At 62.7% G+C, this 15,231-nt stretch carries 9 protein-coding genes and 2 tRNA genes; 5 read left to right on the forward strand and 6 right to left on the reverse strand.

The window, feature by feature from the left end; all coding sequences use genetic code 11:
- Positions 1-357 precede the first annotated feature (357 nt).
- Positions 358-3,024 carry a pyruvate, phosphate dikinase gene (ppdK, locus tag PDO_RS01535; protein WP_007596932.1) on the forward strand — a complete coding sequence of 889 codons (2,667 nt, stop codon included), beginning with the start codon at positions 358-360 and terminating at the stop codon, positions 3,022-3,024.
- Between the two features lie 212 nt (positions 3,025-3,236).
- On the opposite strand, the gene PDO_RS01540 is transcribed toward ppdK, so the two are convergent.
- A complete protein-coding gene (locus PDO_RS01540) occupies positions 3,237-4,961 on the reverse strand; it encodes a sensor domain-containing diguanylate cyclase (protein ID WP_007596936.1) in 1,725 nt (574 codons plus the stop codon).
- Positions 4,962-5,238: 277 nt separating this feature from the next.
- Here PDO_RS01540 and PDO_RS01545 point away from each other — a divergent pair, with 277 nt between their 5' ends.
- On the forward strand, positions 5,239-5,535 hold the full coding sequence (locus PDO_RS01545) for a cupin domain-containing protein (protein WP_007596937.1): 297 nt from the start codon (positions 5,239-5,241) through the stop codon (positions 5,533-5,535).
- Positions 5,532-6,470, forward strand: coding sequence for an MBL fold metallo-hydrolase (locus PDO_RS01550; protein ID WP_007596939.1), 939 nt, complete (start codon positions 5,532-5,534; stop codon positions 6,468-6,470). The genes PDO_RS01545 and PDO_RS01550 overlap by 4 nt, the downstream gene beginning before the upstream one ends.
- A 34-nt stretch (positions 6,471-6,504) precedes the next feature.
- Here the strand turns inward: PDO_RS01550 and PDO_RS01555 are convergent, their stop codons facing one another.
- The 3 genes from PDO_RS01555 to PDO_RS01565 form a co-directional block, all read right to left on the reverse strand.
- Positions 6,505-7,449, reverse strand: coding sequence for a DUF1499 domain-containing protein (locus PDO_RS01555; protein ID WP_007596941.1), 945 nt, complete (start codon positions 7,447-7,449; stop codon positions 6,505-6,507).
- A 94-nt stretch (positions 7,450-7,543) separates the two neighbouring features.
- Positions 7,544-8,632 (reverse strand): hypothetical protein, encoded by a 1,089-nt coding sequence (locus tag PDO_RS01560; protein ID WP_007596943.1) that lies wholly within the window; start codon positions 8,630-8,632, stop codon positions 7,544-7,546.
- Positions 8,633-8,881: 249 nt separating this feature from the next.
- The gene (locus PDO_RS01565; RefSeq protein WP_007596945.1) at positions 8,882-9,442 is read right to left on the reverse strand and encodes a type 1 glutamine amidotransferase domain-containing protein; all 561 of its coding nucleotides are present in this window, start codon (positions 9,440-9,442) and stop codon (positions 8,882-8,884) included.
- 174 nt (positions 9,443-9,616) lie between these two features.
- Between PDO_RS01565 and PDO_RS01570 the strand changes: the two genes are divergently transcribed.
- Positions 9,617-9,691: transfer RNA gene (locus PDO_RS01570), tRNA-Gln, on the forward strand.
- A gap of 525 nt (positions 9,692-10,216) precedes the next feature.
- Here the strand turns inward: PDO_RS01570 and PDO_RS01575 are convergent.
- Positions 10,217-10,630: a hypothetical protein gene (locus PDO_RS01575; protein WP_007596947.1), complete on the reverse strand. Its 414-nt coding sequence runs from the start codon at positions 10,628-10,630 to the stop codon at positions 10,217-10,219.
- 425 nt (positions 10,631-11,055) lie between these two features.
- On the opposite strand from PDO_RS01575, the gene PDO_RS01580 reads away from it, so the two are divergent.
- Positions 11,056-11,132: transfer RNA gene (locus tag PDO_RS01580), tRNA-Pro, on the forward strand.
- Positions 11,133-11,406: 274 nt separating this feature from the next.
- On the opposite strand, the gene putA is transcribed toward PDO_RS01580, so the two are convergent.
- Positions 11,407-15,105: a trifunctional transcriptional regulator/proline dehydrogenase/L-glutamate gamma-semialdehyde dehydrogenase gene (gene putA, locus PDO_RS01585; protein ID WP_052023363.1), complete on the reverse strand. Its 3,699-nt coding sequence runs from the start codon at positions 15,103-15,105 to the stop codon at positions 11,407-11,409.
- Between the last annotated feature and the right edge of the window lie 126 nt (positions 15,106-15,231).

Genomic DNA, 15,231 nt, shown 5'->3' on the forward strand with positions numbered 1-15,231 from the left:
CAAGCCTTCCGCCTTGAGCGCGCCTGCCATCGCGCCGGACAGCGTCGCCGTGCCCGCCAGTGTCAGAAGTCGTCGTCTTGTTACATCGATCCGCATGTGTCGCCCCAAAATACATCGCCCCAAAACGTGTCGTTCAGATCCCCTGGGATCGTGATTCCGATCACGATTTCGCATACACCGGACGTTCTGGTTTTGCCCGTCACGACTGCAACGGCAATCTCACTTTGGCGTGAACCTGTTTATGTTCTTTGCCGCAATTATGATGCATTGCAGCATAAACTTCGGAGCTTGGCGTTTTCATTCCGTCACATTTGCTGTAAACGATGGAAAAACAAGCCTGTTTGGGTGGAGAGGGCTATGAGGAAGTGGGTTTACACCTTCGGCGGTGGGAAAGCCGAGGGGCGTATGGCCGATGTCGACCATTTGGGCGGCAAGGGGGCCAATCTCGCGGAGATGGCAAGCCTCGGCCTGCCTGTGCCACCGGGCCTGACCATCGTTTCCGATGCCTGCGGCTTTTACTACAGCAATGCCAAGACGCTGCCCGATGATCTGAAGGCCGAAGTATTGGCCGGCATCAAGGGTATCGAAGCGATCAGCGGCCGCGGTTTCGGCGATACCAACCATCCGCTGCTGCTCTCCGTGCGGTCCGGCTCGCGCTCCTCCATGCCCGGCATGATGGACACGGTGCTCAATCTCGGCCTCAACGACCATACCGTCGAGGCGCTCGGCCATCATTCCGGCGATGCGCGTTTTGCCTGGGACAGCTATCGCCGCTTCATCCAGATGTATGGCGATGTCGTCATGGGCCTCGATCATGAGGTATTTGAAGAAATCCTCGAAGACGAGAAGGGCCGTCTCGGCCATGACCTCGATACCGATCTGTCGGCGGTCGAATGGCAGCATGTCGTCTCGCTCTACAAGGAGACGATCGAGCAGGAACTGGACCAGCCCTTTCCGCAGGATCCGCATGTCCAGCTCTGGGGCGCGATCGGCGCGGTGTTTTCCTCGTGGATGAACCCGCGCGCCGTCACCTATCGCATGCTGCACAACATTCCGCAGGAATGGGGCACCGCCGTCACCGTGCAGGCCATGGTCTTCGGCAATCTCGGCTCGACGTCTGCCACCGGCGTCGCCTTCACCCGCAACCCCTCCACCGGCGCCCGGGAGCTTTACGGCGAATTCCTCGTCAATGCGCAAGGGGAAGACGTTGTGGCCGGCATCCGCACGCCGCAGTCGATCACCGAGGAAGCCCGCATCGACAGTGGTTCGGACAGGCCCTCGCTGGAAAAGCTGATGCCCGAGGCCTTTGCCGAATTCGGCCGCATCTGCGATCGGCTGGAAGCCCATTACCGCGACATGCAGGATCTCGAATTCACCATCGAGCGCGGCAAGCTGTGGATGCTGCAGGCGAGATCCGGCAAGCGCACCACCAAGGCGGCGATGAAGATCGCCGTCGACATGGTCGCAGAAGGCCTGATCACCGAGGAAGACGCCGTGCTGCGCATCGAGCCCTCGTCGCTCGACCAGTTGCTGCACCCGACCATCGATCCGCGCGTTGCGCGCCACATCATCGGCTCCGGCCTGCCTGCATCGCCCGGCGCCGCCACCGGCGCGATCGTCTTTACCGCCGAAGAGGCGGTCGAGGCCGACAGCGAAGGCCGCAAAGTCATCCTCGTGCGTGTCGAGACCAGCCCCGAAGACATTCACGGCATGCATGCCGCCGAAGGCATCCTGACGACGCGCGGCGGCATGACCAGCCATGCGGCCGTCGTCGCCCGCGGCATGGGCATTCCATGTGTCTCGGGTGCCGGCACCATGCGCGTCGACCTGCGCAACGAACAGCTGATCGGCATGGGTGTGACGCTGAAGAAGGGCGATGTCATCACCATAGACGGCTCGGCCGGCCAGGTGCTGAAGGGCGAGGTGCCGATGCTGCAGCCCGAACTGTCGGGCGATTTCGCCAAGCTGATGCAATGGGCCGACCGCACCCGCCGCATGACGGTGCGCACCAATGCCGACACGCCGGGCGATGCCCGCGCCGCCCGCTCTTTCGGTGCCGAGGGCATCGGCCTTTGCCGCACCGAACACATGTTCTTCGAAGGCGACCGCATTCACGTCATGCGCGAGATGATCCTCGCCGAAGACGAGAATGGTCGGCGCGCAGCACTGGAAAAGCTGCTGCCGATGCAGCGCTCGGATTTCACCGAACTCTTCACCATCATGCACGGCCTGCCGGTGACCATCCGCATGCTCGATCCGCCGCTGCATGAATTCCTGCCCAAGACCGATGAGGAAATCGACGAGGTCGCCGATGCCATGGGCCTGGAACCCGGTTTCATGCGCCGCCGCATCGATGCCCTGCACGAGTTCAACCCGATGCTCGGCCATCGCGGCTGCCGGCTGGCCATTTCCTATCCGGAAATCGCCGAAATGCAGGCCCGCGCCATTTTCGAGGCGGCCGTCACCGCCGCCCGCGACACCGGCGCGCCGGTCGTGCCGGAGATCATGGTGCCGCTGGTCGGCCTGCGCTCGGAACTCGACTATGTGAAGGCCGTCATCGACCGCGTCGCCCGCGAGGTGATGACCGAGGCGAAGCTGGAGATCTCCTATCTCGTCGGCACGATGATCGAGCTGCCGCGCGCCGCCATCCGCGCCCATATCATCGCCGAAGCCGCCGAATTCTTCTCTTTTGGCACCAACGACCTGACCCAGACCACGTTTGGCATGTCGCGCGACGATGCCGCCGCCTTCATCCCGACCTACCAGAAGAAGGGTATCATCGTGCATGACCCCTTCATCTCGCTGGATTTCGACGGCGTCGGCGAACTGATCCGCATCGCCGCCGAACGCGGACGCAAGACACGCCCCGACATGAAACTCGGCATCTGCGGCGAACACGGCGGCGACCCGGCCTCGATCCATTTCTGCGAGGATGTCGGGCTGGATTACGTCTCGTGTTCACCGTTCCGCGTGCCGATCGCGCGGCTGTCGGCGGCGCAGGCGGCGATCAAGGCGCGGGGGTAGGGGCGTGCCTTCGGCTTCAAGTGGGTGTCGACTGTCGCATCATTGAAAGTCGGTTTTGCGCCTTCATCTCGGTCGTAGAAAACATCGTGGCAAGCACCTGTAAGCAGACGCCGCTCGCGGAAGTGGCTCGTCGCCTTTCCGCCACTTGCAGACATTGAGATCTCTGCAAAATGGTTAGTCGTGATGAACCGCATGGCCGGCGCTGCTGCAGGCTATGCAATCATGGCCTGATCGATCTGGACGGCTTTCGATGATTGCGTGGGACCTATTGCGCTGCGGGTTCTATTTCGTCCCGCACTCTTGGCTTCGTAAAGGAGCTTGTCCGCTCGTTCATACAAGGTCGTGAAGGCATCATCGTCAGAGATCGGTGTGATGCCCATGCTCGCCGTCACGGGCCCTGCGAGACCCGGAACCGCATTGGCGACGGTCGCAGGGATCGCTTGCCGGCGAAACTCGGCCTGTGCATCCACGTCCTGACCTCGAAAGAGAAGCAGGAACTCCTCGCCACCAAGGCGGCACGCGCGAACGTTCGCCCCTGCCTTCAGTGCGACGGCGACCGCCTTTAGCACTTCATCTCCGGTGTTATGCCCGTATCCATCATTGATGGCTTTGAAATGATCGAGGTCGATCACCGCGAGTGCGGTGAAACCCTCCTCTCGGAGCTGCTCGAACTGCCGCTCAATCGCCCGCCTGTTGAGCAAACCTGTCAGCGGATCGGTTTCGGATAACCGTTCAAGCAGATCTGCCTCGTTTCGCGCAAGATCCCGTTCCCGCTTGATGATGACGAAGCGTTCTGCCACGCCAAGCGTCGTCAGAAGGACTTCAAACATGCACCCGAAATAGAACAGGACCATGGCGTCCATGCTATGCAACGAGGGGCTGACACCTGTCACCAGCCGTATCAATCCGACCAGTGCCAAGGGCGCATAACCGATGGCCTGAAACCTGGCGGCGCGGCTGCCTCTCAGCAAAGCATCGACCACCGCACAGACGAAGGCCGCAAGTATCGGTGCAAACGCTGCCGTATAGACGGTCGATTGGATCGGGCGTGCGACGAAGGGAAAAGTCGCATGAAAGACGCTCAGGAAGACCGCCCAGGCGGCACAATAGGGAAGGATGCGCCGCAGGAGGGGATGCATCAAGCCCGGCTCAATAAAGCTATAGGTGAACATAGCGCCTGAGCTGACCGTCATCCCGAAGAGCAGTGTCGTCATCCAGCTCAGTGTCATTGCCGGAGGATCAAACAAGGCAACCGACAGGCCAGATGTCACGACGATCGTCATCAGCAGCGAAGATGTAAGGGCCGAATGCCAGAGAACGAAGGGTTCACGCAGGGCTCGGTAGAATCCTACATTGAAGATGAGAGGCATGACGAGCATGCCGGCGAGCCCGGCAATCAGCAGCAGGAACCGCAGATCAACAGCGCTGGCGCCTGCGTCAGCAGGTGAAAGGTATGCATTCTCCAACGTCATTTTGTGGGAGGGCAGGTCAACAGCAGCGATGACCTGCCGGGTCGCTTGCGTCACGTCTGGCAGAGCGACTTTGAAGTAGCCGCCAGCCATTGAGCTGCGCAAGGCGGCCGCAGGAAAGGACGCCTGCCGAACCGCGCCGTCTTGGTCAATGGCCAGCAGGTGCAGCGCTTCAAGCGCACTCCGACGTGAAAGCAGATATCGAACTTGTGTCTGGATAGGCGGGATGTCGAAGCGAAGGAGCACTCGTTCGGCATCGATGGAGAAATCCTGGTCGGAGCCAGAGCAGGACCATCTCTGTTCATCGCGAGCCACCACGACGATGTCTTCCGAAAGCGTGGCGGTCGCCCAGCATGACGTGCGAATGCTGTTGGAATCGCTTGCGTTGGCAACGTTGGCGCAAAATTGTGCCAGCATCACCAGAAGCAGATACGCCGTCAAATTTCTAAAAAAGCCGCCTATAGTCATAGGCTTATCGGTAGTGGAGAAAGGTTTTGATGCCGTTAAGGAGGCATTGCTTGATCTGTTACTTGGTAGAGGACGCGCGCACAGAAATCTGGTTTCCCAAAGCCCGATCCGGGATTTTATCATCCTTCAATGTCCGCTTCTGCGTGAGCTGATCTCGAAGCGGTCAGTCTCCTGTCGGCCTCATATCGGCCCCTCGCATTCACCCCACAACCATCCCCGATTGCCCCCACGGATAGCGCAGGCTAGGTTGCCCCTCCATACCCACCCGGAGACCTCCATGCCCGGCTATTCCGCCCGCCCGCCTGCCATCCCGACCCTTGTGCTCGACGATGCCGTCACGCGCATCACCCGCTGGGATTTCGAGCCGGGTGCGGCGACCGGTCATCACACCCATGGCCTCGGATATGTCGTGGTGCCGATGACCGATTGCCATTTCCTCATCGAGGACGAGGCCGGCGAGCGCCGGGTGACCAGCAAGGCTGGCGAAGCCTATCGCCGCGATGCCGGCGTCGAGCACAATGTCATCAATGGCGGCGATCAGCCGATGAGCTTCATCGAGATCGAGTATAAATGACGAGCGACAGCGACGAAGCCGCACCGGAGATGCCACCGGAATTTGTCACCGCATTCGAGCCGGCGCATGGAATGCTGGTGCCGCTCGCCGATGGCGTGGCACGTATCACCGTCAACAATCCGAGCCCGTTTACCTTTCACGGCACCAACACGTATATCGTCGGCGACCGCTCGGTCTGCGTCATCGATCCGGGCCCGGAAGACGAGGCGCATTTCCGCGCGCTGATGGCCGCGCTGGAAGGCCGCGAAGTCACCCATATCGCCGTCAGCCACACCCACCGCGACCACTCGCCGCTCGCCCGCCGTCTGAAGACGGAGACCGGTGCCGTGATCGTCGCGGAAGGGCCGCATCGCCCGTCGCGGCCGCTGCATCAGGGGGAGGCCAATCCCTTTGCCGAAAGCGCCGATACTGATTTTCATCCCGATGTAGCACTCGCCCATGGTGAAGCCTTCGAAGGCGATGGCTGGCGGTTGACCGCGCTGCATACGCCGGGCCACACCGCCAACCACTGCGCCTTTGCGCTGGATGATCGCGGCATCGTCTTTTCGGCCGATCATGTCATGGCCTGGGCGACCTCGATCGTCGCACCTCCGGATGGCGCCATGGCCGATTACATGGCCTCGCTCGACCTTCTTCTGGAGCGAAAGGACAGGATCTATTTCCCCGGCCATGGCGGCCCGGTCACCGATCCGCCGGCCTTCCTGCGCGGGTTGCGCACCCATCGCCGCATGCGCGAGCGCGCCGTTCTGGAACGCATCCGCCAGGGCGACCGGCTGATCCCGGACATGGTCAAGGTGATCTATGCCTCAACCGATCCGCGGCTGCATGGCGCAGCGGCACTCTCCGTGCTCGCCCATCTGGAGGATCTGGTGGAAAAAGAGCTGGTTGCGACCGACGGACCGGCCCGGCTTCTCGGTGCCTACCGGATCGCCTGAACCGTGCCGTGTCTTCCCCTGCGGTGACCGGCACTCAGTTGCCGGCAATGCCCAGCAGCTCCGCATCGAGCGCATGCAGGAAATCCTCGGCGATCTGATCGCCGAAGCCGAGATCATGCGGGCCGAAGCGGCTGGCGACCCGCATGTCGACCAGCGTCATCTCCGCCTCCTCGCGCAGGCGGATCACCGCATCGAAAGGCAGGCCGAGAATGAGCGTGCGGGTTGTCAGCTGCAGGCGGACGGTGCCGGGTGGCTCGGTCGGTTCCGGCGGCATGCTGGCCACCTCGTCGCTCGGCCGCGATGCGGGCAGGGGACCTGTTTCGGGCAGGGCTTCGTCGGCCGGGGGCAGGTCCGACTGAGCCGGTTGATTGGGACTGGCGATCTCTTCCGTGGTCGGGCGAAGGGCGAAATCCGGCATCGCATATTCCTGGCCGCGGCTCGCCGTCACCACCAGCCGGTTGGCCTCGGCCACCTTGCGCACGGCTTCATAGACCCGGTCGAGCGCGCCTTCGTAGCGCCGGCCCGTGAGGCCCGGATAGGCAGAGCCCTGTGCCGTGGCGGCGCCGGTTGGAGGGGCTGGGCGGGGCAGAAAATGCTGCGGTGCGTCAGGCGCCGACAGCCATTCCGGCCGATCGGTGAGGTCGCTCGACACGTCGTAGAGAACCGGCCGGGTGAGGTAGCGATAAACGCCGTAGCCGGGCAGCGCCAGCGGCAGGGCGGCATAGATCAGCGCCCAGGTTGCCGCCACGCCGCCCAGTGCCCCGATCTGCCAGAGGCGGGCAAGACCGAGCAGCGCCAGCGGCACGGCCAGCATGGCCGGGATCGCGGCAATCAGCACCAGCGCGACGAAATCCGGCGTCTTCAGTGGCCCGAAACGATGTGCCAGCAGCACCAGAACCAGCATGCCGAGCGCAAACAGCCCGAGACGACGCGCCAGAAAGGCGGAGCGGGATACGGGGCGGTCAAAGCGGACGATCATGCGGAGACACCGGAATCAAAGCGGTTGGTCTGTCCTGTGTAGCCGCTCCCTTCGGGGGCGTCGACCGCAAAGCATCGCACGGTGCTATCCCGGATCAACGGGCGGCGTCCGGCTGGTTGTTCAGCTGAGATTCCGGCTCCGTTTCAAGATATGGCCCAAGATCGGGAACGGCATCCGGCCGCGGCGCCCGGCCGAGATCGAGTGGCCTGCCGTTCAGCAGCGGATTGGCGCCATCGTCGGGGATCACCAGCTCGAAACCGTTATCGGGCGCGTCTTCAAGCCCTTCCTCGACAGCCGGATCGAGCGGCGGCAGCGCGGGTGCGTCCAGCTGTCCGTTCTGGCCCGCGTTCAGACCACTATCCGGCATGCTCGGATCGGCGAGCGCCGGCGCATCATTGCCGAGCGGTACATAGAGCGAGACCATCACGATGATGCCGATCACCACCAGCCACGAGCCGATGATCCGCGCCGGGATGGTCAGCCAGGGTCCGCGGAAGTTTCGCAGCAGAAGGCCGGGCGCCAGCAGGATCCACAGGGCGCCGAGCACGGCAGTCAGGGTGAATTCCTGGATGCCTATGCCGAAATCGTCCAGCCCGATGAACAGCGAGAGCGAAAATCCGACCACGCCGGCCGCCAAGGGCGCGCCGATCCGCCGCGCCCGCGCCGGCAGCCAGAGCACGACACCCGCCAGCATCACCGCAATTGGCGCGATCAGGAACAGCGCCTCGCCCAGCGGGCTTTGCAGGATGGCATGGAAGATCGGGTCGAAAGCCAGCATCATCGGCGCCATCACGCCCAGAAAGCAGGCGATGACCGCATAGATTTCACAGCGACTGCTGGCCATGCCGACGGCGACCGAAATGCCCAGCATCGCCAGAACCAGGTCATAGATCGACAGGGTGAACAGGAAGCCGAGTTCGAAAAAAGCAAATTCGTGCGGGATCGACAAAGCCAGAGCCACGATGAGCACGCCGGCCATGAACAACGCCAGCGACCAGCGGAAGCCCGACGTTGCGGCAACACGGGCAAAGTGCATCCGTGCCGGCGAAAGCCCGGTCGCATGTCCGCCGGCACCGCTGTCGACATTGGCAACGGCGCCCGCCGTGCCGACGCCGGACTGGGCGTCCGTGCGCTTCTGCCGGCTTTTCTGGTTTGCCTTCTGCTGTAGGCGACGCTGGCTCATGTTTCATTCCGCCGATCGGGATGCGTGACCCTCCGGCTATTCCACACTCGGCCTGATTTGTCACCGCCCACTACGGTCCTCTTCTCTCGCCTTCACTTGGCCGAACGAAGACGCCTCGTGGGAAGGGGGCGGCAAGGGGGGCAAGGCGGAACGAAGGGCGGCCGGCGTCGGAGGCAGAACGCATGCACGATACCGAAGCGGCCGGCGGTGCTGAAACAAACCGCCGCTCCGCTTCGCAGCAAGGACAAGCTAGGCCGCGCGGCTCTGGTGCGGGCCTTCCTCGACCTCCTCGATGATCTTTGCGACGAAGGCATCGAGATCGCCCGGCTGGCGCGAGGTGATGATGCCGTGATCGACAACGACCGCCTCGTCGCGCCAGTTGGCGCCGGCATTCTTCAGGTCGGTCTTGATCGAGGCATAGGAGGTCGCCTTGCGACCGCGCAGCGCATCTGCCTCGACCAGCAGCCACGGGCCATGGCAGACCGCGGCAATGGTCCGGCCGGACTTAACGAAGCCGCGCACCAGATCGACCGCCGTCTTGTCATTGCGCAGGATATCGGGATTGATCTGGCCGCCGGGAATGACCAGCGCATCGTAATCCTCGACCTTGACCGCATCGACAGTCAAATCGACATCGACGGTGTCGCCCCAGTTCTTCTCGTCCCAACTCTTGATCGGCGCTGCCGTCAGCGAGGCGATCGAAACGCGGGCGCCCTTGGCCCGGAGTTGCTCGAGCGGCTTGCGCAGTTCCGAGCGCTCGTAGCCGTCGGTGGCGAGGATCAGGATATGGGCGGATTGAATGGAAGGCATGAATATGTCCTTTCGTTTCTCTCGTTTTCGCTTGGGATATACTGGAAACCCGAGAGACGCCGGATCGTTCCGGTAAAAAACTCGCAAGTTGCAGGCAAGGGGTGTTGCCGCTGGCCCTGCGCTTTGCTAATCAGGCGCCACCGCGATTTGGGAGACCCGTCTCCCGGATCCTGTTGGGGCGTCGCCAAGCGGTAAGGCACCGGTTTTTGGTACCGGCATTCCCAGGTTCGAATCCTGGCGCCCCAGCCATTTTTCATTCGTGTCCATACCGAAGACATTGGCAGCCGTTTTCCCCAAACCATCGGTGGCCTCGAATGATGCGCTATGCGGTCATGCCGGGCTGGAGCCTGAAGACAGAGACCTTCGACGGAGTTTTGAGCCATTGGCGAGGCGGCCGCCGTCATAGCCTATGGCACGCGACAGCCGTACTGCGTCGGCGATTATTTCAGGCCGTTGAAGTACCGTAAACGACAGTCTCTCTAGGTAATTGAAAATTAATCATAAACCGATTGCCCGTAAGGCAATCGTTAACCCTGTTTCACCTATAAAAAAAGCGCTTCCACAAGGTCATGCGTTGCGAAGTTTTCGGTTTTTGTTCTGCGTTGGGGAGGGCGCCATCCACGGTGCCCTCCCGCCGCCGTTTGTCGCAGCCACTGATCTGGGGCGGGGATACACCAACGCCGCGTCAGAGCTAATCTCCTCCCCGCAGTCAAAAAAACACCCCCGGCGCGCAAGCGACCGGAGGCGGATATTTGCATGCCTTTGTGTGGGTTGTCAGGCGCCGCCGAGGAATTCCTCGCAATAGCTCTGGCCGCCATTGACGCCGGGGCGGTCGACCACGGTGCGCACGCTGCGGATGATATAATCCGGCGACACCGTCAGTTGCACTTCGCAGCGCAGATATTCGGTGCGCGCCTTGCTGATGATCTTGCCCTTCTTGCCATCGACCTGCTCATAGACTGCCGGCACCACACGGGTCTTGTGCCCGCCGCGCCAGGTGTAGATCGTCGAGCTACCGGCCGCGGCGTCGCCCACCGGTGGGCCGAACTTGGCAAAAAAGACGCCGGCCTGCTGGCCGTTCCAACGGGCCTCGACATCATTCTTGGCGATGCCCGTCGTCGTGCAGCCCGCCAAAGCGACGGCCAGGCCGAGTGTCGCGCCTGCCTTGATCATACCGCGGAAGTTCATTGTCCTGTCCCTCAAGCCCATGTGTCCCGAAAGCGCCCGGCACCCAGCCCCTGCTGGTTCCTCAAAAGGCACCAATTCCCGTTCAAGGCTTTATCCTCAAATTGAAGCGTGGGAAATCGGTCTTCACACGCTGAACATGCTATTTTTGCGTAGCTGATGCGAGCCTGCAACGACGCCTGAGGCAAACAGCCGCGCCGCGCGGTGCAATCACCTCGAAACAGCATCGAATGGCCCATGCGGCCGTCGTTTTCCGACCTCCACTTATCACCCGAAGGACCGGGGCAATGAAGCCAGGTTTTCAGAAAATCCATGTCTTTCAGAAGTTTGTGATCCGGCCAAGGTGATATCTGAATCTTTCTTTCGGGTTTTTTGGCTTGCCGTCTTGTGCAACAAAATTCGCTGGTCTATAGAGGCGCCGCTGGTCACGGAGTGTAGCGCAGTCTGGTAGCGCACCACGTTCGGGACGTGGGGGTCGCAAGTTCGAATCTTGCCACTCCGACCAGTCGAAAGCCCCGGTCATTGCGACTGAAAGTCAGGGGACAGATCTTTCCCGAATTTTTCATGCGAAGATACATTGACGTCAGCATTGTCGCCTGATGCTGAACCCGCTTGAACAAGCCGCTGCGAAAGCGGGCCACGTCAATCCCCGCAGGTGATGTCGGCAAAACCAATCCAGAGGGCCAGTCCAGAGGGATTGCAGCCGGTGCTTGATGCTCGTCATCGGTTTCTCCCAGAACGAGATTGGCCGCGACCCGTCGGGATCGCGGCCACGCTGTTCAGCCGATTGTCATCAGGCTTGCATTGCCCCCGGCGGCAGCCGTGTTGATCGAGGTGGAAACCTCCTCCAGCAGCCAGTTGAGGCAATAGGCGCCCGGATCGCGTGACAGCTCCTCGGTCGTTGCGGCCTGAACAAGGACCAGCGGGCCATTCAGTTGCGCAATCCTGCCGTTCACTTGCCTCACCCGGGCTTCGTCGCCTTCGACCAGTGCGCCGGCAAATGGCCCGGCGGCGTCCCAATCGGAACGCCAAGAAAGGCGCGCCGCGACCGAGGCGGGCAGGGCGGTCAAGGCTGTCTCGAGGCCCGCTGTCGTGTCGATGACCACGTCGTTGCCGCTGGCAAGCGCTGCCGCAAGCTGCCGGAACAGGCCTTTCAGCGTGGTTGGCACGAGAAGAATGCGCCCGCGCGGATGCAGTGCGTAGAGGTTGAGCTCCCCGACCGGGCCGACCAGTTCCTGCTTCAGGCCGAGCGCCGAAACCTCGGCCAGTTCGCGGGCTGCCTCCGCATCGTCATTGTGCCCGCGGCGGCCGAGCCACGAGGCGAAATCGCGAAGGGCTGGATCGGTATGCACCGAACTGTGACGTGGCGGCACGGGAGCCCGCTGCACCAGACGCCCGATATAGAGCGGTCCGCCTGCCTTCGGCCCCGTGCCGGAAAGGCCGCGACCGCCAAACGGCTGAACGCCGACGACGGCACCGATGATATTGCGGTTGACGTAGAGATTGCCCGCCTTGATCTTGCTGGTGACGTGCTCGATGGTCTCATCCAGCCGTGTATGCAGGCCGAAGGTCAGGCCATATCCGGATTCGTTCACCTCGTCGATCAGACGGTCGAGGTCGTCGCGGCGATAACGGATCACGTGCAGCACCGGGCCGAACACCTCGCGCGTCAGGTCCGACATCTGTTTCAGTTCGATGATCGTCGGGGGAACGAAGGTCCCGGCTTTTGTCGCCTCGGGCAGCGGCAGCTGTTCCACCTTGCAGCCAAGCGAGCGCATGCGCGCGATGTGTTTCTCGATCTCCGCCTTGGCGGTGTCATTGATGACAGGGCCGATGTCGATGTTGAGCGTGTCGGTGCGGCCGATGCGGAGCTCCTTGAGAGCGCCTTTGAGCATGGCCAGTGTGCGATCGGCGATGTCCTCCTGCAGGCAGAGAACCCGCAGCGCCGAGCAGCGCTGGCCGGCGCTGTCGAAGGCCGATGCGATGACGTCGAACACCACCTGCTCGGCGAGAGCGGAGGAATCGACGATCATGCCGTTCTGGCCGCCGGTTTCTGCAATCAGCGGGATCGGCTTGCCCGTCGCCGACAGCCGCTCGGAGAGCTGTGCCTGGATCTGCCGCGCCACCTCGGTCGAGCCGGTAAACATCACGCCGGCGGTTTCGGGCGCCGCGACCAGGGCAGCTCCCAGGCGACCGCTGCCGGGCACGAACTGCAGCGCGCCGCGAGGAACGCCGGCTTCATGCAGGATCTTGACGCTCTCGAAGGCGATGATCGGCGTGACGCCTGCGGGCTTCGCCATGACCGAATTGCCGGCCACCAGTGCTGCCGCGACCTGGCCGGTGAAGATCGCCAGCGGGAAATTCCACGGGCTGATGCACAGAACGGCACCCAGGGGTGCGTGCGACGGGCCGAGGGTCTTGCGCGCCTCCACGGCGTAATAGCGCAGGAAGTCGATCGCTTCGCGAACTTCGCCAACGGCGTTGGCAGCCGATTTTCCAGCTTCCCGCATGGCGATCGCCATCAGCACTTCCAGCCGCTCCTGCATCAGGTCGGCGGCACGCTCCAGGCATCTGGCACGGTCTGTTGGCGCGGTGGCGGCCCATTCGGCAACGCCCTCGGCGGCCATTTTGGCAATCCGGCCCGCATCCTCGACCTTGAGCTCGGTCACCATGCCGACGACATCGCCATGATCCGCAGGATTGAGGATCGGCCTTGTATCGCCGTCCAGCGAGCCATCGGCCAGCAGCGGCGTCGCGTGCCAGTCCTGTGCAAGTGTTCCTTCGAGCTTTCCGGCAAGGGACGCCAGCGTCGCTTCGTTGGAGAGGTCGAGACCTTTGGAATTTTGCCGCTCGCGGCCGTAGAGCGAGGACGGAAGAGCGATCTGGTCATGCGGCATGCCGACGACGGGCATGGCCTGGACGATATCCACCGGATCGGCGATCAGTTCGTCGACCGACACGTTTTCGTCGGAAATGCGGTTGACGAACGAGGAGTTCGCGCCGTTCTCCAGAAGCCTGCGCACCAGATAGGCAAGCAGCGTCTCATGTGTGCCGACGGGCGCATAGATGCGGCAGGGGCGATCGAGCTTGGCCTTGCCGACGACCTCGTCGTAAAGCGGCTCGCCCATGCCGTGAAGGCACTGGAACTCATAGGTGCCGGTTTTGAAGTCCGGACCCGCCAGGTGATAGATCGTCGCCAGCGACTGGGCATTGTGGGTGGCAAACTGCGGGAAGACGGCCTCCGGCGCGGCCAGCAGCTTGCGGGCGCAGGCGATGTAAGCGACATCGGTGTGAATCTTGCGGGTATAGACCGGAAAGCCTTCCAGCCCGTCCAGCTGCGCACGCTTGATCTCGGCATCCCAATAGGCGCCCTTCACCAGTCGAACCATGATCCGCCGGTTCGAGCGCTTGGCGAGATCGATGATATAGTCGAGCACGAACGGGCAGCGCTTGCCATAGGCCTGAACCACGAAGCCGAGGCCGTTCCAGTTGGCGAGCTCTGTGTCCAGACTCAGTTCTTCGAGCAGGTCGAGGGAAAGCTCGAGCCTGTCGGCTTCCTCGGCGTCGATGTTCAGCCCGATATCGTATGTCTTCGACAGCAGCGCCAGACGTTTCACCAAGGGCAGCAATTCGCCCATGACGCGTTGCGTCTGGCTGCGGCTATAGCGCGGGTGCAGGGCGGACAGCTTGATGGAAATGCCCGGGCCTTCGTAGACGCCGCGTCCGGCCGATGCCTTGCCGATCGCATGGATGGCGTTTTCGTAGTCGCGGAAATAGCGCTCTGCGTCGGCCGCCGTGGTCGCAGCCTCGCCGAGCATGTCGTAGGAATAGCGGAAACCCCGAGCTTCGAGTGCCTTCGACCGCTTGATCGCTTCGTCGATGGTCTCGCCCGTGACGAACTGCTCGCCCATCATGCGCATCGCCATGTCAACGCCGCGGCGGATGACCGGCTCGCCGGCCCGCGCGATCAGACGGGTCAATGCCGCTGCCAGATTGCGATCATTGACCGTCGAGGTTAGCTTGCCGGTGACCACCAGACCCCAGGTGGCCGCATTGACGAACATCGACTTCGTGCCGCCGAGATGCGACTTCCAGTCGCCTTCCGAAATCTTGTCCCGGATCAGCGCGTCGCGCGTGTCCGTGTCGGGAATACGCAGCAGCGCTTCGGCAAGGCACATCAGCGCCACGCCTTCCTGGCTCGACAGCGAATATTCGTGCACGAGCCCTTCGACGCCGGTTCCCTTGTGCTTGGCGCGCAGGGCCTGGATCAGCTTTCGCGCAGTGCCGGCGACCTCGGATTTCGTCGCGTCGGGAAGGCGGGCCGCATCGACCAGCCAGGGCAGGCATTCCGGTTCCGGCGTGCGGTAGGCCGCCGTGATCGCCTGCCGCAGCGGCGACTGGGGACGGATCGGCGGGGCGAAAGAGGCGAACGGTCGGGCGGTCAAGGTTTCAGGATGTGTTGCGGGCAGGGAGGACATGAACGGGACCCTTTCGACGGTTCGGATATCGGTGGCTTGGAAGGCTTCGGCGATACGGTTGAATGCGCAGTATTCGATACGTCCGGGAATGAAGGCTGGGCATGGCATATGGTGCCAGATCTCGGT

Source organism: Rhizobium sp. PDO1-076, assembly GCF_000247475.1.
GTDB lineage: Bacteria > Pseudomonadota > Alphaproteobacteria > Rhizobiales > Rhizobiaceae > Allorhizobium.

Bases quoted from the DNA above. Each gene is read 5' to 3' on its own strand.
- PDO_RS01550 (WP_007596939.1), top strand. From the start codon at position 5,532: ATGACGAGCGACAGCGACGAAGCCGCACCGGAGATGCCACCGGAATTT.
- PDO_RS01555 (WP_007596941.1), bottom strand. From the start codon at position 7,449: ATGATCGTCCGCTTTGACCGCCCCGTATCCCGCTCCGCCTTTCTGGCG.
- PDO_RS01540 (WP_007596936.1), bottom strand. From the start codon at position 4,961: ATGACTATAGGCGGCTTTTTTAGAAATTTGACGGCGTATCTGCTTCTG.
- PDO_RS01565 (WP_007596945.1), bottom strand. From the start codon at position 9,442: ATGCCTTCCATTCAATCCGCCCATATCCTGATCCTCGCCACCGACGGC.
- putA (WP_052023363.1), bottom strand. From the start codon at position 15,105: ATGTCCTCCCTGCCCGCAACACATCCTGAAACCTTGACCGCCCGACCG.
- PDO_RS01545 (WP_007596937.1), top strand. From the start codon at position 5,239: ATGCCCGGCTATTCCGCCCGCCCGCCTGCCATCCCGACCCTTGTGCTC.
- PDO_RS01560 (WP_007596943.1), bottom strand. From the start codon at position 8,632: ATGAGCCAGCGTCGCCTACAGCAGAAGGCAAACCAGAAAAGCCGGCAG.
- ppdK (WP_007596932.1), top strand. From the start codon at position 358: ATGAGGAAGTGGGTTTACACCTTCGGCGGTGGGAAAGCCGAGGGGCGT.
- PDO_RS01575 (WP_007596947.1), bottom strand. From the start codon at position 10,630: ATGAACTTCCGCGGTATGATCAAGGCAGGCGCGACACTCGGCCTGGCC.